Origin of the sequence: Roseomonas sp. E05, assembly GCF_030063475.1 — a bacterium.
Taxonomy (GTDB): domain Bacteria; phylum Pseudomonadota; class Alphaproteobacteria; order Acetobacterales; family Acetobacteraceae; genus Pseudoroseomonas.
Genome location: NZ_JASIRT010000019.1, coordinates 68,167 through 88,469 on the forward strand (window position 1 = coordinate 68,167; position 20,303 = coordinate 88,469).

General features: G+C 72.2%; 15 protein-coding genes and 1 pseudogene. 12 read left to right on the top strand and 4 right to left on the bottom strand.

The window, feature by feature from the left end; genetic code table 11:
* The 6 genes from glgX (at position 1) to QMO56_RS17655 (ending at position 9,523) form a co-directional block, all read left to right on the top strand.
* On the top strand, positions 1 to 2,115 hold the full coding sequence (glgX, locus tag QMO56_RS17630) for a glycogen debranching protein GlgX (RefSeq protein ID WP_283527822.1): 2,115 nt from the start codon (positions 1 to 3) through the stop codon (positions 2,113 to 2,115).
* Positions 2,112 to 3,884 carry a malto-oligosyltrehalose trehalohydrolase gene (treZ, locus tag QMO56_RS17635; RefSeq protein ID WP_283527824.1) on the top strand — a complete coding sequence of 591 codons (1,773 nt, stop codon included), beginning with the start codon at positions 2,112 to 2,114 and terminating at the stop codon, positions 3,882 to 3,884. The genes glgX and treZ overlap by 4 nt, the downstream gene beginning before the upstream one ends.
* Positions 3,881 to 5,929, top strand: a complete 2,049-nt coding sequence (gene malQ / locus QMO56_RS17640; protein ID WP_283527826.1) for a 4-alpha-glucanotransferase — start codon at positions 3,881 to 3,883, stop codon at positions 5,927 to 5,929. The genes treZ and malQ overlap by 4 nt, the downstream gene beginning before the upstream one ends.
* On the top strand, positions 5,926 to 8,580 hold the full coding sequence (gene treY, locus QMO56_RS17645; protein ID WP_283527827.1) for a malto-oligosyltrehalose synthase: 2,655 nt from the start codon (positions 5,926 to 5,928) through the stop codon (positions 8,578 to 8,580). Before malQ ends, treY begins: the two co-directional genes overlap by 4 nt.
* 219 nt (positions 8,581 to 8,799) lie before the next feature.
* On the top strand, positions 8,800 to 9,231 hold the full coding sequence (locus QMO56_RS17650; RefSeq protein WP_283527828.1) for a Rap1a/Tai family immunity protein: 432 nt from the start codon (positions 8,800 to 8,802) through the stop codon (positions 9,229 to 9,231).
* 16 nt (positions 9,232 to 9,247) lie between these two features.
* Complete coding sequence (locus tag QMO56_RS17655) at positions 9,248 to 9,523, top strand: glycine zipper domain-containing protein (RefSeq protein WP_283527829.1); 276 nt, start codon at positions 9,248 to 9,250, stop codon at positions 9,521 to 9,523.
* A 66-nt stretch (positions 9,524 to 9,589) separates the two neighbouring features.
* Here QMO56_RS17655 and QMO56_RS17660 read toward each other — a convergent pair whose 3' ends face one another.
* Positions 9,590 to 10,546 (bottom strand): Gfo/Idh/MocA family protein, encoded by a 957-nt coding sequence (locus tag QMO56_RS17660; protein ID WP_283527830.1) that lies wholly within the window; start codon positions 10,544 to 10,546, stop codon positions 9,590 to 9,592.
* Between the two features lie 128 nt (positions 10,547 to 10,674).
* Here QMO56_RS17660 and secD point away from each other — a divergent pair, with 128 nt between their 5' ends.
* The 3 genes from secD (at position 10,675) to QMO56_RS17675 (ending at position 14,648) form a co-directional block, all read left to right on the top strand.
* Positions 10,675 to 12,261, top strand: coding sequence for a protein translocase subunit SecD (secD, locus tag QMO56_RS17665; protein ID WP_283527831.1), 1,587 nt, complete (start codon positions 10,675 to 10,677; stop codon positions 12,259 to 12,261).
* A 17-nt stretch (positions 12,262 to 12,278) separates the two neighbouring features.
* Complete coding sequence (gene secF / locus QMO56_RS17670; RefSeq protein WP_283527847.1) at positions 12,279 to 13,244, top strand: protein translocase subunit SecF; 966 nt, start codon at positions 12,279 to 12,281, stop codon at positions 13,242 to 13,244.
* Between the two features lie 237 nt (positions 13,245 to 13,481).
* Positions 13,482 to 14,648 carry an EAL domain-containing protein gene (locus QMO56_RS17675; protein ID WP_283527833.1) on the top strand — a complete coding sequence of 389 codons (1,167 nt, stop codon included), beginning with the start codon at positions 13,482 to 13,484 and terminating at the stop codon, positions 14,646 to 14,648.
* Here QMO56_RS17675 and QMO56_RS17680 read toward each other — a convergent pair.
* A complete protein-coding gene (locus QMO56_RS17680) occupies positions 14,636 to 15,805 on the bottom strand; it encodes an iron-containing alcohol dehydrogenase (RefSeq protein ID WP_283527835.1) in 1,170 nt (389 codons plus the stop codon). The genes QMO56_RS17675 and QMO56_RS17680 overlap by 13 nt on opposite strands.
* 168 nt (positions 15,806 to 15,973) lie before the next feature.
* Here QMO56_RS17680 and QMO56_RS17685 point away from each other — a divergent pair, with 168 nt between their 5' ends.
* Complete coding sequence (locus QMO56_RS17685) at positions 15,974 to 17,386, top strand: hypothetical protein (RefSeq protein ID WP_283527837.1); 1,413 nt, start codon at positions 15,974 to 15,976, stop codon at positions 17,384 to 17,386.
* A gap of 5 nt (positions 17,387 to 17,391) precedes the next feature.
* Here the strand turns inward: QMO56_RS17685 and QMO56_RS17690 are convergent, their stop codons facing one another.
* Positions 17,392 to 18,180 (bottom strand): enoyl-CoA hydratase-related protein, encoded by a 789-nt coding sequence (locus tag QMO56_RS17690; protein ID WP_283527839.1) that lies wholly within the window; start codon positions 18,178 to 18,180, stop codon positions 17,392 to 17,394.
* Between the two features lie 131 nt (positions 18,181 to 18,311).
* Here QMO56_RS17690 and QMO56_RS17695 point away from each other — a divergent pair, with 131 nt between their 5' ends.
* Both QMO56_RS17695 and QMO56_RS17700 read left to right on the top strand, forming a co-directional pair.
* Positions 18,312 to 19,745 carry an aldehyde dehydrogenase family protein gene (locus QMO56_RS17695; protein WP_283527841.1) on the top strand — a complete coding sequence of 478 codons (1,434 nt, stop codon included), beginning with the start codon at positions 18,312 to 18,314 and terminating at the stop codon, positions 19,743 to 19,745.
* Between the two features lie 4 nt (positions 19,746 to 19,749).
* Positions 19,750 to 20,079 (top strand): YnfA family protein, encoded by a 330-nt coding sequence (locus tag QMO56_RS17700; protein WP_283527843.1) that lies wholly within the window; start codon positions 19,750 to 19,752, stop codon positions 20,077 to 20,079.
* Between the two features lie 128 nt (positions 20,080 to 20,207).
* Here the strand turns inward: QMO56_RS17700 and QMO56_RS17705 are convergent.
* Positions 20,208 to 20,303 (bottom strand): annotated as a pseudogene (locus QMO56_RS17705) (IS5/IS1182 family transposase); the annotation flags it as partial.

Below are 20,303 nucleotides of genomic sequence, written 5' to 3' on the forward strand. Positions count from 1 at the left end.
TTGCCGCTCCTCCCCGACCGCCTCCTGCCGGGCCGGCCGGACCCGCTGGGCGCAACCTGGGACGGGCTCGGTGTCAACTTCGCCGTGTTCTCCGCGCATGCGACGCAGATCGACCTCTGCCTCTTCGACGCGGGGGGCCGGCGCGAGGTGGCGCGCATGCCGCTGCCCGAGTGCACCGACGAGGTGTTCCACGGCTATCTGCCGGAGGCGCGGCCCGGCCTGATCTACGGCTACCGCGCCCATGGCCCCTATCAGCCCGAGCGCGGCCATCGCTTCAACCCGCACAAGCTGCTGCTCGACCCCTATACCCGGCAGTTGCAGGGAGCGCTGCGCTGGTCGGACGCGCTGTTCGGCCACCGCCTGGGCGCGGCGCGCGCCGACCTCAGCTTCGACCGCCGCGACAGCGCCGCCGCCATGCCGAAATCCGTCGTGGTGGACGACACCTTCAACTGGGGCGACGACCGCCCGCCGGCCGTGCCCTGGGATCAGACCGTCATCTACGAGGCGCATCTGCGCGGATTGACCCTGCTGCGCGAGGACCTGCCGCTGCGCGAATGCGGCACCTTCGCCGCACTGGCCTCGCCGCCGATGATCGCGCATCTGCAACGGCTCGGTGTCACCGCGGTCGAGCTGCTGCCGGTGCACGCCTTCCTGCAGGACCGCTTCCTGGTGGAGAAGGGGCTGCGCAACTACTGGGGCTACTCCACCCTCGCCTTCTTCGCGCCCGAACCGTCCTACCTCTCCACCAGCCAGAACGACGAGATCCGCGTCGCCATCCGCCGGCTGCACGCGGCCGGCATCGAGGTGATCCTGGACGTCGTCTACAACCACACCTGTGAGGGCAGCGAGCTTGGCCCCACCCTCTCCTGGCGTGGGCTGGACAATGCCAGCTACTACCGCCTGATCCCGGGTCACGAGCGGCACTTCATCAACGACACGGGATGCGGGAACACCGTGAACCTCTCGCATCCCCGCGTGTTGCAGATGGTGATGGACAGCCTGCGCTATTGGGCCACCGCGTTCCGCGTGGATGGGTTCCGCTTCGACCTCGCCAGCACGCTCGGGCGGGAGGGAACGGGATTCGACCCCGGCTCGGGCTTCTTCGACGCCGTCCGGCAGGACCCCATCCTCTCCCGCCTGAAGCTGATCGCCGAACCCTGGGACATTGGCCCGGGTGGCTACCAGCTCGGCAACCACCCCCCCGGCTTCTCCGAATGGAACGACCATTACCGCGACGGCGTGCGCCGCTTCTGGCGCGGTGATCCGGGGCGGCGGGCCGACCTGGCCGCGCGGCTCTCCGGCTCGGGCGAGCTGTTCGACCGCCGCCGCCGCCGGCCCTGGGCCTCGGTCAACTTCCTCGCCTCGCATGACGGCTTCACGCTGCAGGATCTCGTCAGCTACCGCGAGAAGCACAACGAGGCGAACGGGGAGGACAACCGCGACGGCCACGGCGCCAACCACAGCGCCAACTGGGGTGTGGAAGGGCCAACCGAGGATCCGGAGATCAACGCGCTGCGCGAGCGGCTCAAGCGCGCCATGCTGCTGACCCTCCTTGCCTCGCATGGCACGCCGATGCTGCTCGCCGGGGACGAGTTCGGCCGGACCCAGCGCGGCAACAACAACGCCTACTGCCAGGACAACGACGTCTCCTGGGTGGACTGGTCGCTGCTCGCGCGACCGGAAGGCGAGGCATTGACGCGCTTCATCGCACGTGCCGCGGAGCTGCGCCGCCGCCACCCGACGCTCCGCTCTGCCACCTTCCTGCACGGCCTGACCGAGCCGCTGCCGGGTGTGCCGGACGTGGCCTGGTTCGATGAGCATGCCAAGCTGCTCGTCAGCGAGGACTGGCACCACCCGGACCACCCTCTCCTGGCGCTGCGCCGCGCCGGCCCCATACGGGACGACATGGCCGAGGCAACGCTTCTGCTGATCAACGGCTCGCCGGACGACCGGGTCTTCGCCCTCCCCTCCCCCGATTTTCCCTGGATCGCCGCGCTCGACAGTGCCGATCCGGAAGCGCCTGAGGCGCCCGTAGGCGGCACGCGCGTCATTGTCTCCGGCCGCTCGGCCCGCCTGCTGGCGGCTGTGTTGCCCGCGAAGGAACCCACCTCATGAGCCAACGCCTCTCCTTCGGCGCGCTTCCCCTGCCCGGCGGCCGCATGCGCTTCCGCCTCTGGGCGCCCGGCCAGCCCGGCGTCACGCTCGAGCGGCGGGACGCCGCGCCCTTGCCGATGCAGGCGGAGCCGGACGGATGGTGGTCCGCCGAGACCGAGGCAGCACCGGGGACGCGCTACCGCTATGCCCTGGGCAATGGCCCCACGGTGCCCGACCCCGCGAGCCATGCGCAGGACGGCGACGTGGACGGCTGGAGCGTGGTGGTGGACCACGCCGCCTATGCGTGGCAGCACAATGACTGGAAGGCCCATCCCTGGCCGCGCAGCGTGGTCTATGAGCTGCATCTCGGTGCCATGGGCGGGCTGCGCGGCGTGATGGACGAGCTGCAACGGCTCGCCACCCTCGGCGTCAACACCATCGAGATCATGCCGGTCGCCGATTTCGCCGGAAGCTGCAACTGGGGCTATGACGGCGTGCTGCCCTACGCGCCCGACGAGACCTACGGCACGCCGGACGAGCTGAAGGCGCTGGTGGACGCGGCGCATGGTCATGGCATCGCGGTGATGCTCGACGTCGTCTACAATCATTTCGGCCCTGCCGGAAACTACTGGCACAGCATCGCGCCGGATTTCTTCCGCAAGGACATCCACACGCCCTGGGGCGACGCCATCGATTTCCGCGAGAAGCCGGTGCGCGATTTCTTCATCGAGAATGCCATCTTCTGGCTGACCGAATACCGCTTCGACGGATTGCGGCTGGATGCCGTGCACGCCATCGCCGACGAAACTTTTCTGCACGAGCTTTCCGAGCGTGTCCGCGCCGCGGTGGGGAGCCGCACCGTCTATCTGGTGCTGGAGAACGAGACCAACGACGCCGCCCGCCTGGAGCGGGACTTCGATGCGCAGTGGAATGACGATGTGCATCATTGCCTGCACGTCCTGCTGACCGGCGAGCACGACGCCTATTACGCCGACTATGCCGACGACCCCGCCGGCCGGCTTGCCCGCGCGCTGGCGGAGGGCTTCGTCTATCAGGGCGAGGCCTCGAGGAACCATGCCGAAGGGCGCGGCAAGCCCAGCGTGCACCTGCCGCCCTCGGCCTTCGTCAACTCGATGCAGACGCATGACCAGGTGGGCAACCGTGCCCTCGGCGAACGCATCGCGGCGCTGGCGCCGATCGAGAACGTGCGCGCCGCGACGCTGCTGCTGCTGCTGGCGCCGCAGGTGCCGATGCTGTTCATGGGCGAGGAATACGCCTCGAAGCGCCCCTTCCTGTTCTTCACCGGCTTCCCCTCGCCCGATCTGGCCAAGGCGGTGCGCGAGGGGCGGCGCAAGGAGTTCGCCCGCTTCCCCGCCTTCGCCGATCCGCATCGGCGCGAGCTCATCCCCGACCCGAACGACCCGAAGACCTTCGAGGCAAGCTGCCTCGACCCGGCCGAGCGGCAGCAGCCGGAACAGGAACACATGGAAAGCTTCGTCTCCACCCTGCTGCGGCTGCGGCGGATGCGTCTGGCGGCGCACTACGAAGGGGCGAAGCCGCTCGGCGCCGGCAAGCTGGGCGAGCACGGCGTGCGGGCGCAGTGGAAGCTGACCGACGGATCGGTGCTGACCATCGCGGCGCAGTTCGGCGGTGAAGCGGTGCCCTGCGAGGCCGGCCCCGGCCGGCTGCTGGCGGAGTCCCGCTCCGGCCTGGAGGATTCGGTGCCGGAGCACGGCCTGGCTGCCCGCTCCGCCATCGCCTGGCTGCAGCAGCCGGACGCCGCCGCGTGAGCGAGGAAGCCGATCTGCGCCGCCTGGCGCGCGCCACCGGGCTGATGAGCGAGTGGGAGGATGCCACCGGCCAACGCAAGACGGTGGCGCCGGAGACCCTGCGCACCGTCCTGGGCGCGCTGGGCTTCCCGGCCGGCAGCGCGGCACAGGTGCGCGAGAGTCTGCGCACCTGGCACCATGCGCTGAAAGCCTCGCCCCCGCCGCTCTACACCGCCTCGCCCGGCGCCACGCTGCGTCTGCCCGCCGGCGCCGGGCGCTATCAGCTGACGGCGGAGGACGGCCTCACCGTCGAGGGTACCGCGACGTCCGCCCCCGGCGGCGCCCGCCTCACCGTGCCCGCCCTGCCCGGCTATTACCTGCTGGAGATCGGGGGCGCCCAGTTCACCCTGGCGGTGGCGCCGGCGCATGGCCACCGCATCGAGGATGCCTGCCCCGGCGGCCGTGCCTGGGGCCTTGCCGTGCAGCTCTATTCCCTGAAGCGCGCCGGCGACGGCGGCATCGGCGACTACACCGCGCTGCGCGCCTTCACCGCCGGGGCCACCGCGCAGGGGGCCGATGCCGTCGCCATCAGCCCGGTGCACGCCCAGTTCACCGCCGACCCGTCGCGCTCCAGCCCCTATGCACCCTCCAGCCGCCTGCGGCTCGACGTGCGCTATGCCGATGGCGAGGCGCTGATGGCGGACGCGCCGCCCTTCCCGCCCGAGCTGAAGGCGGAATGGGCGCGGCTGGAGGCGCTCGACCTCGTCGACTGGCCGGCCAGCACGCGCGCCCGTCTCGCGCGGCTGCGCCAGCTCTACGAGGCCTTCCGGCAGATGGCGCCGGAGGGGTTGCGCAATGCCTTCACCGCCTTCCGCGAGGAGGGTGGCAGCTCGCTGGAAAGCCACGCGCGCTTCGAGGCGCTGCACGCGGCGCAGCTTGCAGAGGACCCTGGCCGCTGGCACTGGCGGACCTGGCCGGCCGCCCTGCGCGACCCGGAAAGCGCCGAGGTCGCCGCCTTCGCCGCGGCGCAGGCGGAGGAGGTTGACTATCACGCCTTCCTGCAATGGCTGGCCGACCGCGGCCTTTCCGGCGCCCAGCAGGCGGCGCGCGAGGGCGGCGCCCGCATCGGCCTGATCGCCGATCTCGCCGTCGGCGTGGATGGCGGCGGCAGCGATGCCTGGGCGCGGCAGACCGAGTTCCTCTCCGGCGTCGAGATCGGCGCGCCGCCCGACATCTTCAACGCCAAGGGCCAGAGCTGGGGCATCACCACCTATTCGCCGCACGGGCTGGTGGCGAACGGCTTCGGCGCCTTCCGCGAGATGCTGGGCGCCGCCTTCCGCAATGCCGGCGGCGTGCGGCTGGACCATGTGCTGGGCCTGCGGCGGCTCTGGCTGGTGCCGCAGGGCGCCTCCCCCGCCGAGGGCTGCTACATCCGCTACCCGCTGGAGGACCTGCTGCGGCTGGTGGCGCTGGAATCGATGCGCCATCAGGCCATCGCCATCGGCGAGGACCTGGGCACGGTGCCCGAGGGCTTCCGGCCGCAGCTGCAGAGCGCCGGCATCGCCGGCATGCGGGTGATGTGGTTCGAGCAGAGCGGCCGCGGCTTCAAGAACCCGGCGCGCTGGACCCGCGAGGCGGTCTCCATGACCTCCACCCACGACCTGCCGACCGTCGCCGGCTGGTGGCGCGGGCGCGATCTGGAATGGCGGAAGGCGTTGGGCAGCACGCTGGAGGGGCAGGAGGAAACCCGCCTCGCCGAGCGGCCGAAGCTCTGGGGGGCCTTCCGCAAGGTGGGCGTCGCCCGGGGCGCAGGGCCAGGACCGGAGGAGGTGGGCCAGGTGGCCGATGCCGCCGCGGCCTATATCGGCCGCGCCCGCTGCGAGTTGGCGCTGCTGCCGCTGGAGGACGCGCTGGCGGCGGTCGAGCAACCGAACATGCCCGGCACCGTTGATGAGCACCCGAACTGGCGCCGCCGGCTCGATCCACTGGTGGAGCTGCTGTTCCACGACCCCGCCTTCGAACAGCGCCTGCGCGCCCTGGCGCGGGCGCGGAGAGCCCCCGAATGAGCCCGCCCGCCGCCACCGCGCCGCGTTCCACCTACCGCATCCAGTTCCGCGCCGAGTTCACGCTGGATGACGCGGTGGCCATCGTGCCCTATCTGGCGCGGCTCGGCGTCAGCCATCTCTATGCCTCGCCGCTGCTGCCGGCGGCGCCCGGCTCGGCGCATGGCTACGACATCGTGGCGCATGGCGAAGTGAACCCCGTGCTCGGCGGCGAGGCGGCGCTGCGCCGGCTGGTGGCGGCGCTGCGGCGCGAGGGCATGGGGCTGCTGCTCGACATCGTGCCCAACCATATGGGCGTGGAAGGGCCGCACAACGCCTGGTGGCAGGACGTGCTGGCCAGGGGCCGCGACAGCGACCACGCCACCTTCTTCGACATCGACTGGGAAAGCACCGATCCCGCCCTGCGCGGCAAGATGCTCGCGCCCTTCCTGGGCAAGCCCTATGGCGAGGCGCTGGCCGAGGGGGAACTGTCTCTCGTCGCCGAGGGGCCGACCGGCGTCGCCCTGGCCTATTACGACAACCGCTTCCCCATCGCGCCGCGCGACGCCGAGGCGATCCTGGACGAGGAGGGCGGCCTCGCGCGCTACGATGCCAAAAGCCTGGACGGGCTGGCGCGGCTGCATGCGCTGCTGGAGCGGCAGAACTATCGCCTGGCCTGGTGGCGCACGGCGACGGACGAGATCAACTGGCGCCGCTTCTTCGACGTCACCGGCCTGGCCGGGCTGCGCGCCGAGGAGCCGGCGGTGTTCGACGCCACCCACGCGCTGGTTCTCCGCCTTTATGCCGAGGGGCTGATCGACGGCCTGCGCATCGACCATGTGGACGGCCTCGCCGATCCGCACGGCTATTGCCGCAAGCTGCGCCGGAAGATGGCCGAGGCCGGCCGCCATCGCCCGCCCGAGGCGCCCGCCGGCCCGCCCTACGTCGTTGTCGAGAAGATCCTGGCGCCGGGCGAGCCGCTGCCGGTCCACTGGAGCACCGACGGCACCACCGGCTACGACTTCATGGACCAGGTGGGTGCCCTGCTGCACGACCCGGCCGGGGAGGCGCCGCTTTCCGCCCTCTGGCGCGAGGTCAGCGGCAGCGCCGCCGACTTCCCCGCCGAGGAGATCGCCGCCCGCAAGCAGATCCTGCGCGACAGCCTCGCCGCCGAGCTGGATGGCTGCGCCCGCGCCCTGCACCACCTCGCGCGCGGCCATATCCGTTCGCGCGACTTCGCCTTCAACGCCATCCGCCGCGTGTTGGCGGAGCTGCTGCTGCACTTCCCGGTCTACCGCATCTACACCCGCGCCGGGCGCCCCGGCCCGGAGGACGCGCGGGTGCTGAAGCAGGCCGCCGACGCCGCCCGCGCCCGGTTGCGCACCACCGACCATGTGGTGCTGACCCACCTGCTCTACTGGCTGGCGGAGGAGGACATCCGCCAGCGCCCGCCCGGCGAATCGCGCCGCGACCTGCTGCGCGCCCGCACGCGTTTCCAGCAGCTTTCCTCCCCCACTGCCGCCAAATCGGTGGAGGACACCGCCTTCTACCGCTACGGTCGGCTGCTCTCGCGCAACGAGGTCGGCTCGCACCCGGACCAGTTCTCCCTCGCGCCCGAGGAATTCCATGCCGCCTGCATCGCGCGCGGCGAGACCTATCCGGACGCCCTGCTCGCCACCGCCACGCATGACCACAAGCGCGGCGAGGATCTGCGGATGCGCCTCGCCGTGCTGTCGGAGATGCCGGACGACTGGGCCGGCGCCCTGCGTGGCTTCCTGGCCGAGAGCCAGGACCTGGTAAAGCAGCTTCCCGAAGGGCCGGCGCCGGAGGGCGGGGACGGGGCGATGTTCCTGCAGATGATCGTCGCCTCCTGGCCGCTCGGCCTGGCCGTCACCGACCGCCCCGGCGTGGAGGCCTGGATCGAGCGGCTGGCCGGCTGGCAGCAGAAGGCGATCCGCGAGGCCAAGCACCGCTCCGGCTGGGCCATGCCGGACGAAGCCTATGAGCAGGCCGCCGCCGCCTTCCTGCGCGGCGTGCTGGACCTCGGCAGCCATCCCGGGCTGGCCCGCGGGCTGGAGGCCTTCGCCGCCCGCATCGCGCCCCTCGGCGCGGTGAAGAGCCTGGCGCAGGCCACGCTGCGCCTGACCGTCCCCGGCGTGCCCGACCTCTACCAGGGCGCCGAGTTCTGGGACCTGTCCCTGGTGGACCCGGACAACCGCCGCCCGGTGGACTATGCCGCCCGCCGCGCCGCTCTGGAGGCGCCGCTGGCCGACCCCGCGGCCCTGCTGGAGGCCTGGCCCTCCGGGGCGGTGAAGCAGTTCCTCATCCACCGGCTACTGGCGGCCCGCAACGAAAGCCCCGCCCTGTTCCGCCAGGGCCGCTATCAGCCGTTGCGGGCGGAAGGCGCTCGGGCGGGCGAGGTATTGGCTTTCCTGCGGCAGGAGGGCACGGAAAGCCTCCTGGTGGCGGTGCCGATCCGCGCCCTGCCGCTGCTTGGCCCGGTGCAGGAGAGCCTGACGCTTCCGGAGGGCATCTGGGGCGATACCCGCCTACCGCTGCCTGCCGAGCTGGCCGGGCGCTCCTGGCGTTGCCTGCTGACCGGGGCCAGCCTGCAGGCGGCAGGCAGCCTGCCGCTGCGCGGCCGGTGGCCGGTCACGGTGCTGCGTGCGGTCTGAGCGAAGCGCGCGGGAGCCGGCCCGCTTGCCCACCCCGCCCCACCGGGCGACACTGCGCCGGTCGCCCGCCCGCGCATGGCGGCAACCATGCCGCTGGTGGGGGCTTCCTGGAGGGATGGCGGTGGGGCTCCGGCCCCGCGGCTGTCGCCCTTTGCTGCTGGGCATCCGCGCCAAAGGCGGGCGAGGCCCTGCGGCAACGTAACCGCGAGGATCTTCTGCATGCGGACCATCTACCTTGCTGCGGCGCTTGCTGGCCTGGCTGGCGCACCCGCCCTGGCGCAGTCATCAGCCCCATCGAGCGTGAGCCAGGCCGGCACGGTCGCCGATCTGGCAATCCTGTGCGACCCGCCCGCCGACAGCCCCCGGCGCCTGGAGGCGATCGCCTATTGCCAGGGCTACCTGACGGCCGCCGGCCAGTATCACACCGCCCTGCATCCCGCAGGCAGCTCGCGGCCACCGCTGTTCTGCCTGCCCAACCCGCCGCCGACCGTCGCCCAGTCCGGCCTGGCCTTTGCCGCCTGGGCGCGGCAGAACCCGCAATACAACAGCGAGCCGGCCGTGGAAGGGCTGCTCCGCTGGGCACAGGCGACCTATCCCTGCTCCTCCACCACCACGCAGCAGCGCCCGGCGCGCGGCGGCACGGCGCGCTGAGGGAAGGAACCAGACCATGATCCGACCTGTCCGTCTCGTCCTTCCGCTGGTGGCCTCCCTGGCGCTGGCCGGCTGCGCCGGCATGAACCCGCAGACCCGTGATGTCGTCGGCGGCTCCGCCGGCGGCGCCGCCCTGGGCGGCATCATCGGCTCCTTCACCGGTGATGCCGGGCTGGGTGCGCTGCTTGGCGCCGGCGCCGGCGCCGCCGGCGGCTACATCTATAACCAGTCGCAGGAGCCGCAGCGCAGCTATGGCCGCCCGGCGCCGTATCGCGGCCGGAGTCGATACTGAGAAGGAGTCGCTGCTGAGAACCGGAACGGGGGCGGCGCGCCGCCCCCGGCTCCCGGCGGCCGGGCCTCAGCCCAGCGCCGCCGCCAGCGAGGCGGCCACCGCCGCCTCCACCCGCAGGGCGGCGTCCAGTGCGGCGCGACCGGCGCGGCCATCCACCACGACCGGCGCGCCATCCAGGCAGGCGGCGACAAAGGCCGCCTGCTCCGCCTCCAGGTTGTCGTGGTCCTGCCAGGAGAGCAGCTCGATGCCATGGCCGGGCACCTGGTCCAGCGGCGCCCCCTGGCCCTTGCGCACCAGCTTCAGCTCGCGCGCCAGGAAATCGAGGCTGGCATAGCCCTCGGCGCCGAAGACGCGCAGCCGGCGCTCCATCTTCAGGCTGGCGCGGCTGGCGGTGATGGTCGCCTGGGTGCCGTTGGCGAAGCGCAGCCGGGCATTGGCGATGTCGGTCCGCTGCGAGGCCACGGCGGCGCCGACCGCCTCCACCGCCACCAGCTCCGACCCGGCCAACGCGAGCACCAGGTCGAGGTCGTGGATCATCAGGTCCAGCACCACCGAGACGTCCAGGCTGCGCGGGCGGAAGGGGGCGATGCGCACCGCCTCCATGTAGAGCGCGCGGCCGACCCCGGTGCTGCCCGAGAGCGTCGCCATGCCGGCGGAGAATCGCTCGACATGCCCGACCTGCAGCACCCGCCCGGCCGCCCCCGCCTGCGCCACCAGCGCATCCGCCTGTTCCAGCGTGGCGGCGATGGGCTTCTCGACAAAGACGTGGCAGCCGGCGGCCAGCGCGGCCGAGGCCAGCTCATGGTGGAAGGCGGTGGGCGCGGCGACGATCACCGCATCCGCCGCCGCCAGCAGCGCCGGGGCCTCCCAGACCTGACAGCCCGCCTCGGCCGCCACCGTCTCGGCTCGCGCGGGGTCGGCATCGGCCAGGCCGAGGAACTCCACCCGCGGCGCCTTCGCCGCCTTCAGCGCGTGGAAGCGCCCGAAATGACCCGCGCCCAGAACACCCAGCTTCAGCCGCATCGCTGCCTGCCCCCTCGTTTCTGCCGGTGGGGCGTGTAGCAGAGAGTTGTTGCCCGCGCATGGTGGGTTGCATCGGCGGCGGCGGGGCAGCATTTTCCGCGCCTCAAGCTCGGGGGGCCTGCTCGGCCATGCTGTATTTCGCGCGGTGGAAGGTTGCCGCGATCCTTGGCGTCATCCTGGTGGGGGTGCTGCTCTCCCTGCCCAACCTGTTCCCGCGCTCGGCCATCCCGTCCTGGCTGCCGGCCCGGCAGGTCTCGCTCGGCCTCGACCTGCGCGGCGGTTCCTACCTGCTGCTGGAGGTGGACCTGGACGCGGTGGTGAAGGAGCGGCTGGAAGGCCTGGCCGACGCCGCCCGCACCAAGCTGCGGCAGGCCAATATCGGCTACCTCAACCTGCAGGCCGACCCGGCGAACAACCGGCTGAGCCTGCGCGTGCGCGACCAGGGCCAGACCGAGGCGGCGATGGCCGCCCTGCGCGAGCTGGCCAACCCGGTGGCGATCGGCGGCGGCGCGACGGCGCCCGATCTCGACCTCGCCGCCGCGCCGGACGGCACCATCAGCGTGACGCTGAGCGAGGCGGCGCTGCGTGCGCGCGCCGGCAGCGCGGTGGAACAGTCACTGGAGATCGTCCGCCGCCGCATCGACGAGACCGGCGTCTCCGAGGCGCTGATCGCGCGGCAGGGGCAGAGCCGCATCCTGGTGCAGCTTCCCGGCGTGGAGGACCCGAACCGGATCAAGGAGCTGCTGGGCCGCACCGCCCGCATGACCTTCCGCCTGCTGGACGAGAACGCCAACCTGCAGGCCAGCCTGCCGCCGCCAGGCGTCGAGTTCCTGCAGGGCGAGACGGCCGAGGTCCGTTACCCGGTCCGCCGCCGCATCGAGGTGGATGGTGCCAACCTCTCCGATGCCCGCGCCGCGCGCGACAGCCAGACCGCCGAGTGGGTGGTGAACTTCACTTTCGACTCCATCGGCACCCGCCGCTTCGCCGATGTCACGCGGCAGAATGTCGGCCAGCGCTTCGCCGTGGTGCTGGACAACAAGGTGATCACCGCCCCCGTCATCCGCGAGCCGATCACCGGCGGCCAGGGGCAGATCAGCGGCAGCTTCACCGCCGCCTCGGCCAACGACCTCGCGGTGCTGCTGCGCGCCGGCGCCCTGCCCGCGCCGCTCACCGTGGTCGAGGAGCGCACCGTCGGGCCCGAGCTGGGAGCGGATGCGATCCGCGCCGGCCTGCTCAGCCTCGCCGCCGGCGCGGCCTTCGTGTTTCTCTACATGGGGCTCGCCTACGGGCTGTTCGGCTGGTTCGCCAACCTGGCGCTGCTGGTCAACCTGCTGCTGATGCTGGCCGCGCTCTCGGTGCTGGAAGCCACGCTGACGCTGCCGGGCATCGCCGGCATCGTGCTGACCCTGGGCACCGCGCTCGACGCCAACATCCTGATCAACGAGCGCATCCGCGAGGAGACCAAGCTCGGCCGGCCGCCGATCAGCGCGCTGGAGGCGGGCTTCACCAAGGCCTCCGGCACGATCATGGACAGCAACCTGACCAACCTCATCGCCATGGCCTGCCTCTACGCCTTCGGCTCCGGCCCGGTGCGCGGCTTCGCGGTCACCGTGGCGATCGGCACGGTCGTGCAGATGTGGACGGCGACCACCCTGGTCCGCCTCTTCGTCTCCTGGTGGTACCGCGCCCGCCGCCCCAAGACCCTGCCGGTCTGATCGGGAAACGCACGATGATGTTCCTCACGCGCCCCCTGTTCCGGCTGGTGCCGGACAACACCAACATCCCGTTCATGCGCGGCCGCATCCTGGGCGTGGCCTTCTCGGCCGTGATCTCGGTGCTCTCGGTCGTGCTGGCCTTCTATCCCGGGCTGGAGAAGGGCATCGACTTCCGCGGCGGCATCCTGATGGAGGTGCGCACCCCCGGCCCGGCCGACCTCGGCAGCCTGCGCGGCGCGGTCAGCGCGCTCGACCTCGGCGAGGTTGGCGTCCAGCAGTTCGGCGATGCCTCCACCGTGCTGCTGCGCCTGCCCGTGCAGGGCGAGGAGGGCGCCACCCAGACCGCCGTCAACAAGGTGCGGGCCACGCTGGAACAGGTGGCGCCCGGCGCCCGCCTGCTGCGCACCGAGGCGGTGGGCAACCGCGTCAGCGACGAGCTGTTCACCGGCAGCCTGATCGCCCTCGGCATTTCGATGCTGGCGATGATGGCCTATATCTGGTTCCGCTTCGAATGGCAGTTCGCCTTCGGCGCCATCATCACGCTGATCCTGGAGACGACCAAGGTCGTCGGTTTCCTGGCGGTGACGCGCATCGAGTTCAGCCTGACCACCGTGGCGGCGGTGCTGACCATCATCGGCTTCTCGGTCAACGACAAGGTCGTGGTCTATGACCGGATGCGCGAGAACCTGCGCAAGTACAAGACCATGCCGCTGCGGCAGCTGATCGACAAGTCGATCAACGAGACGCTGAACCGCACCATCGGCACCTCCATGACGCTGCTGCTCTCGGCACTGCCGCTGGCCATCTTCGGGGGCGACGCACTCTCCGGCTTCGCCTGGACCATGATTTTCGGTATCGTCGCCTCCACTTGGTCCTCCATCTTCATGGCGGCGCCGCTGCTGCTGTTCCTGGGTGAAAATCGGCTGCGCCGCGGCACCGAGCCCGTGGCCACGCCGCCGCAGCCCGCCCGTCCGGGCCGCTGAGCGGTTCTTGCTTTTCCGCACTCTCTCCCGGCCGCTGGCAGTGGCGGCCGGGCCGAGATGGCAAGCCCTCTCGGCTAATTGATCGAACGAATACAGCATTCGGCGGAAAACCATTAAACCAGGGGTTGTGGTGAACGCAAGTTTGGTCTCAAAACTGATATTTTTTCTTTACAAAGATCTGATGGGCTGCCTAGACACTGCACCGCGACTTCCCTGCGAGAGGGGAGATGAATGGCTTTGCAGTTCCGACCCATCCCGTCCGATCCCGGCGCATCGTTGCTGGTGCTGGCGCATGATCCCGCGATCATCGAGGCCGCACGCGTTGCCGCCACCCGGCTACCCGGCGGCCCGCCGCATCTGGTCGATTCCGGCCGGGAAGCGCTGCGCCACCTGTTCAGCATGGGGGAGACGGCGCGGCAGCTGGTCTGCGAGCCCTCCGCCGCGGGGGAGAGCTGGCCCGCCCTGCGGGCCACGGCCGCCGACCCCTTCGCAGCGGCGGGAGTCGTGGTGGTGGGCGAAGGCGACGATGCCTTTCCCGGCCTCGCCGACGATTCCTCGCTCCCCGAGGCGCTGACCGCCGCGCTGCGGGAAGTGGCCGGCCTGCGCGAGCGCAGCCCCGATGCGGGCCCAGAGGATCTGGCGATCGGGCTGGCGCGCGGCGAGATCACCGTCCGCTACCAGCCGGTGGTCCGCATCGCTGACCGGCGGCCGGTGCTGCTGGAAGGCCTGGCGCGCTGGCACCGGCGGAACGACCCGCCGGTCGGCCCCGACCATTTCGTGCCGCTCGCCGAGCGAAGCGGGCAGGCTCAGGCCCTCGCCATGGCGGTGTCGGCGGCGGCCTTCGCCGAGCTGTCGGCGGCGCCCGCCCGCATCGGTGCGGCATTGAGCCTCAACCTGCCTCTGGCCGTACTGCTGGAGCGGGACGTGCTGGGCTGGATGCGCCGCCTGATGCGCCACGCCGGCTTCCCGCTCAGCGCGCTGACGCTGGAGCTGACCGAGACCACTCCGGTGCGCGACCGTCCTGCCCTGCGGCGCGCCCTGTGGCGGCTGCAGCGGGCCGGCGTGCCGGTGCTGATCGACGACATGGGGCTGGAGGAGGATCGCGCCGCGCTGCTGGAGCTGCCCTTCGCCGGCATCAAGCTGGACCGGCATCTGGTGGCGGCCATGCCGTGGCAGCGGCGCGCCCGCGCCGAGGTCGAGCGGCTGACCGCGCGCGCCCATGCGCGGCGGATGAGCGTGACCGCCGAGGGCATTTCCGACGCGCAGCTCTGGCGCGCCGTGGCCGCCGCCGGAGTGGACAACGCCCAGGGCTACGCTGTCAGTCGCCCGCTGCCCGCCGCCGCCCTGCCCGCCTGGGGCATGGCCTGGCGCGGCGGGCTGCACCGCCAGCGCTACCCCGGATAGGCCTCCCGGTAGAGCGCGACGATCTCCGCCGCATCGGGCACGCGCGGGTTGTTGGCCGGGCTGCCGGAGGCCAGCGCCTGTGCCGCCATGGTGTCCAGCGCCGCCTCCCACTCCGCCTGCCTGACGCCGAACTGGCGCGGGCTGGGCACGCCCAGCTCGGCATTCAGTGCCCGCAGCTCGGCCAGCAGCCGGTCGGCCGCCACCGCATCGGGCGTAGCAGCCTCGGCGAGGCCCATGATGCGCGCCGCCTCGGCATAGCGGGCACGCCCGGTCTCCAGGCCGAAGGCGGCCACCACCGGCAGCAGCATGGCGTTGGACAGCCCGTGCGGGACGTGGAAATGCGCCCCGATCGGCCGGCTCATGCCGTGCACCAGCGCCACCGAGCTGTTGGAGAAGGCCAGCCCCGCCAGGGTGGCGCCCTGCATCATGCCGGCCCGCGCCTCGGCGCTGCGGGGCTCGGCGAAGGCGGTGCGCAGGTTGCGCGCGATCAGCGGCATGGCGGCGCGCGCATAGATGTCCGACAGCGGCGAGGCCCGGCGCGAGACGAAGGCCTCCAGCGCATGGGTCAGGCTGTCGATGCCGGTATCGGCGGTGATGCGCGGCGGCACGCTGAAGGTCAGCTCGTAGTCCACCACCGCCGCCAGCGGCAGCGCGCCGAGGCCGGCGATCAGCATCTTCTCGTCATTGGCCGTGTCGGTGATGACGGTGAAGCGGGTGGCTTCGCTGCCGGTGCCGCCGGTCGTGGGGATGCAGATCACCGGCAGGGCGGCGCGGTCGGCGCTGGCGGGCACCTTGAAGTCGCGCATCGCCTGGCCCGGCCCGGCGGCGGCGAGAATCGCCATGGCCTTGGCGGTGTCCATCGGGCTGCCGCCGCCGAAGCCGATCAGGCAGTCGAAATGCTCCTGGTGAAGCCGGGCGACGCCAGCGGCGACCACGGTGTCCGTCGGGTCCGCCACCGTATCGGAGAAGGTCTTGGCGGCGATCCCGGCCTCGGCGAGCGGCGCCAGCACGCGGTCGATCATGCCGGAGGAGACGATCCAGGGGTCGGTGACGACGAGCGGATGGGCGAGGCCGAGCTCGCGCAGCAGGGCCGGGAGCTGCTGCACCGCACCGCCGCCGATCAGCAGCTTGCGGGGCGCGACAAGGGACAGGGTCATGCTTCGTCTCCTCCAGGGGGCTGATGGCCCGCCGGTCGTTTCTCGATGGCACGCCGCAGGCTGCACCGTCCCGCCCGGGCGTGGAAGGGAGCGCCGGTCGGGCAGCCGATCAAAGGACCGCCGCCCCGCCCTGGCGTGAACGCGGCCGCTGGGGGAGGATGTGCGGCCATGCTCCTGTTGCTGCAATCCGCGCCGCTCCTGCTGCTTCTTGCGCTGCTGATCTCCGGGCGTGCCGGGCCGGTGCCAGCCTGCCTTGCAGCGCTGGCAGCCAGCCTGCCGGCGGTCTGGCTCACCCTGCCCGCCGGCACGCCGCCGCTGGGCTTCCTGGGCCAGGAGAGCCTGCGCGGGGCTTTCCTCGCCGTGCAGCCGATCAGCGTGCTGGCGGGCGGCCTGCTGTTCCATGCCGCGGTGGTGCGGCTGGCCCCGGCCGGCCTGCCGGCACGGCCGGCGACGCCCCGCCGTGTCTTTGCCGCCACCCTGCTCGGCGGCAGTTTCGTGGAGAGCGTGACCGGCTTCGCGGTGGGCGCCGTCTTCGCCCTGGCGCAGCTGCGACGGATGGGGCTTTCCGGCGCGCCGGCGGGGGCGCTGGCGCTGCTCGCGCTGGTGCTGGTGCCCTGGGGGGGCCTCGGTCCCGGCACCGCCCTGGGCGCGGCCCTGGCCGGCCTGCCGCCGCAGACGGTGGCGCTGGCCACCGCCTGGCCGCAGGTCGCCTGGCTGCTCTGCCTGGCGCCGGTCGGCTGGCACGTGGCGGCGGCGGCAGGCCTGCCCGTGCCGGGGCGGGAGAAGCTGGCGCAGCTTGGCCTGATGGCGGCGGTGGCGGCGCTGCTGCTGGCCGCCAACCTGACCCTTCCCTTCGAGGCGGCGGGCATCCTGGCCGCCGGCCTGCCGCTGCTGGCGGTGCTCTGGCGGCTGGATCCGCCGCATGGTGCGCAGGGCTGGCGGCATGCCTTCCTGGCCCTGGCACCCTGGGCCGGGCTGACCCTGACGCTGCTGCTGGCGCGCTCCTGGCACGAGGCCCCGGCGCTGCAGCCCTGGCCCGACCTGCCGGGGCTGCCGCTGAACCATGTGGCGGTGGTGCTGTGGAGTGTCTCCGTCCTGCTGCTGGCCCTCCGGCCGCGCGGAGCGCTCGCCACCGCAGGCATGGCGCTGGCGCGGGCGCGGCGGCCGGTCCTGGCGATGCTGCTCTATGTCCTGCTCGGGCGCTGGCTGGCGGGCGCGGGCGTGGCCAGCGGGATGGCCACCGCCGCCGCCGCTGCGCTCGGCCCCTTCGCCGCCTATGCCTTGCCGCCGCTCGGCCTGCTCTCCGGCATCGTGACGGGCAGCAATGTCGGCTCCAACGCGGCGCTGATGCCGGTGCAGGCGACGCTCGGGCAGGCGGCGGGCCTGCCGCTGGCCAGCGCTGCCGGGCTGCACAATTTTGCCGGCGCGGCGGGCGCGGGGATGAGCTTCGGCGTCACCGCCATGATCGCCGGGCTGCTGGCCGACGGCACCCGCCCGGCGCAGATCTGGCGGCTGCTGGCCTCCTCGATGCTGGCGGTGCTGCTCTGCGGCTGGGCGGCGGTGGCCTTCCTGCTGGCCTGACCGCCTCAGCCCGCCCAGTTCGGCCGGCGCTTCTCGCGGAAGGCGGCGAGCCCCTCCCTCCCCTCGGCCGAGGCGCGCTGCATCCAGGATTCGTTCGCCAGCTGCGCCATGTCGCGCGGCGCCAGCGCCAGCCCGTTGGCTTCCAGCAGCGACCGCTTGGTGACGGCGATCGCGCCGGGTGCCGAGAGCATGGTCTCCGCCAGGATCGTCTCCAGCCGCGCCTCAATGGCCTCCGGCGCCAGCACCTCGTGCACCAGGCCGATGCGCAGCGCCTCCTCGGCGCCGAAGCGCTCGCCGGTGATGGCATAGCGGCGCGCCTGCCGCAGGCCCATGGCGTGGACCATGTGCGTCGAGATCGGCGTCGGCGCCACGCCCACCCGCACCTCGGTCAGGCCGAAGACCGCCGCCGGGGTCGCCAGCGCCACGTCCACGCAGCAGACCACGCCGCAACCGCCGCCGAAGCAGGCGCCCTGCACCACCGCGAAGGTCGGGTGCGGGAACTCGTTCAGCCTGGCCATGGCCTCCGTGGTGGCCATGGAGGCGCGATAGGCCTGCTCGGGCGTGGCGCCGGCAGCCTCGGCCAGCCAGTCGATGTCGGCGCCGGCCTGGAAATGCTTGCCGGCGCCGCGGATCACCAGCGCCCGCAGGGCGGCATCGCCGCGCAGCCGGTCCAGCCCCTCGATCAGCGCGGCGAGCAGCGCGCCGTTATAGGCATTGCCGCGCTGCGGCCGGTTCAGCGTGACGGTGGCGACGCCGCGACCGTCGATGTCGAGCAGGACGGGCTGGTCGGACATGCGGTTTCCTTCCCCTGGTTGCTTAGGCGGCCATCCTGGCACGAAGCGGCCGGCGGGGCGACGCCGCGCCCTTCATCCGGCGCCCGATCCGTCCTAGTACCGGCGCCAGCGCGTCAAACCGAGGAAGCTCCATGCAGACCTACGGCCACTGGATCGGCGGGAAGTCCATCACCGCCGAGCGGCACCTGCCGGTTATCAATCCCTCCGACGGCGGCACCATCGCCCGCATCGCGCGCGGCGGCGTGGCCGAGATCGACGCCGCGGTGCGCGCGGCGCAGGTAGCACTGGATGGCCCCTGGGGCCGGATGAGCGCCACCGAGCGTGGCCGCCTGCTGAACCGGCTCGCGCTCCTGGTGCAGCGCGATGCCGAGATGCTGGCCCAGGCCGAGAGCCGCGACGTCGGCAAGCCGATCCGCCAGGCGCGCGCCGACGCCCTGGCCTGCGCCCGCTACTTCGAGTTCTACGGCGGCAGCGCCGACAAGATGCACGGCGACACCATCCCCTATGCCGACGGCATGACGGTGATGACCATCTGGGAGCCGCATGGCGTCACCGGCCATATCGTGCCCTGGAACTACCCGATGCAGATCGTCGGCCGCTCGGTCGGCGCGGCGCTGGCCATGGGCAATGCCTGCGTGCTGAAGCCGGCGGAGGACGCCTCGCTCTCCTCGCTGATGCTGGCCGAGCTGGCCGCCGAGGCCGGCTTCCCCGAAGGCGTGTGGAACGTCGTCACCGGGCTCGGCGAGGAGGCCGGCGCGGCGCTAACGGCGCATCCCGGCATCGCGCATGTCTCCTTCACCGGCAGCCCGGAAGTGGGCACCCTGGTGCAGACGGCGGCGGCGAAGCATACCATTCCCGTCACGCTGGAACTGGGCGGCAAGAGCCCACAACTGATCTTCCAGGACGCCGACCTCGATACCGCCGCCACCACGGTGATGAACGGCATCATCCAGAATGCCGGGCAGACCTGCTCGGCCGGCAGCCGGGTGCTGGTGCAGGCGCCGGTCTTCGACCGCTTCGTGGCCGACCTTGCCGCCCGCTTCGGCAAGCTGGAAGCCGGGCCGGCCGAGCGCGACCTCGACCTCGGCCCGGTGGTGAATGCCGAGCAGCAGAAGCGGGTGAACGGCTTCCTCGACGTCGCCCGCCGGGACGGGCTGCGCTTCGCCGGCGAGGGCCGCATCGCCTCCAACGCGCCGGAGGGCGGCTTCTACGTCAAGCCCACCCTGCTGGCCGATGTCGCGCCCGACCACCGCCTGGCGCAGGAGGAGGTGTTCGGCCCGGTGCTGACCGCCATCCGCTTCACCGACGAGGCCGAGGCCCTCGCCATCGCCAACGGCACGCAATACGGGCTGGTGGCCGGCGTCTGGACCGCCGATGTGGGCCGCGCCATGCGCCTCTCGCGCGGCATCAAGGTCGGGCAGGTCTTCGTCAACAACTACGGCGCCGGCGGCGGCGTCGAGCTGCCCTTCGGCGGCGTGAAGCGCAGCGGCCATGGCCGGGAGAAGGGCTTCGCGGCGCTGGCCGGCTTCGCCTCGCTCAAGACCATCGCCATCAGGCACGGCTGAGGCCATGGAGCGGACGGCGCTGGTCTATCTCGCCGCCGCTCTGGCGGAGATTGGCGGCTGCTTCGCCTTCTGGGCCTGGCTGCGGCTGGGCAAGGGCGCCTGGCTGGCGCTGCCCGGTCTCGCCTCCCTCACCGCCTTCGCGGCGCTGCTCACACTGGTGGAAAGCAGCGCCGCCGGGCGGGCCTTCGCCGCCTATGGCGGGGTCTACATCGTCGCCTCGCTGGGCTGGCTCTGGGCGGTGGAAGGGCTGCGCCCGGACCGCTGGGACCTGCTCGGCGGGGCGGTCTGCCTGCTCGGCGCCGGCATCATCCTGCTGGCCCCGCGCGGCGGCTGAGCCGCCCCAGACATTTTTCGTTCGCTCTGGCCCGCAGAAAACGCTCTAACTATTTGATTTTACGAGCATCTTCACCCGTTCCGATGATGCCGTCGGAATGGGATCCGCTCTAGGCGGTGGTGACGATTTCAGCGGAGTAGGATGGCGATTGAGGCGAGCAGAACGAAGCCGCGGAAGTTGGCGAGGAGCTTGTCGTAGCGGGTTGCGACGCGACGGAACTGCTT

Excerpts from the sequence above, each read along its gene's own strand:
- treZ (WP_283527824.1), top strand. The coding sequence starts at position 2,112 with ATGAGCCAACGCCTCTCCTTCGGCGCGCTTCCCCTGCCCGGCGGCCGC.
- treY (WP_283527827.1), top strand. The coding sequence starts at position 5,926 with ATGAGCCCGCCCGCCGCCACCGCGCCGCGTTCCACCTACCGCATCCAG.
- QMO56_RS17650 (WP_283527828.1), top strand. The coding sequence starts at position 8,800 with ATGCGGACCATCTACCTTGCTGCGGCGCTTGCTGGCCTGGCTGGCGCA.
- QMO56_RS17655 (WP_283527829.1), top strand. The coding sequence starts at position 9,248 with ATGATCCGACCTGTCCGTCTCGTCCTTCCGCTGGTGGCCTCCCTGGCG.
- QMO56_RS17660 (WP_283527830.1), bottom strand. The coding sequence starts at position 10,546 with ATGCGGCTGAAGCTGGGTGTTCTGGGCGCGGGTCATTTCGGGCGCTTC.
- secD (WP_283527831.1), top strand. The coding sequence starts at position 10,675 with ATGCTGTATTTCGCGCGGTGGAAGGTTGCCGCGATCCTTGGCGTCATC.
- secF (WP_283527847.1), top strand. The coding sequence starts at position 12,279 with ATGTTCCTCACGCGCCCCCTGTTCCGGCTGGTGCCGGACAACACCAAC.
- QMO56_RS17680 (WP_283527835.1), bottom strand. The coding sequence starts at position 15,805 with ATGACCCTGTCCCTTGTCGCGCCCCGCAAGCTGCTGATCGGCGGCGGT.
- QMO56_RS17685 (WP_283527837.1), top strand. The coding sequence starts at position 15,974 with ATGCTCCTGTTGCTGCAATCCGCGCCGCTCCTGCTGCTTCTTGCGCTG.
- QMO56_RS17690 (WP_283527839.1), bottom strand. The coding sequence starts at position 18,180 with ATGTCCGACCAGCCCGTCCTGCTCGACATCGACGGTCGCGGCGTCGCC.
- QMO56_RS17695 (WP_283527841.1), top strand. The coding sequence starts at position 18,312 with ATGCAGACCTACGGCCACTGGATCGGCGGGAAGTCCATCACCGCCGAG.
- QMO56_RS17700 (WP_283527843.1), top strand. The coding sequence starts at position 19,750 with ATGGAGCGGACGGCGCTGGTCTATCTCGCCGCCGCTCTGGCGGAGATT.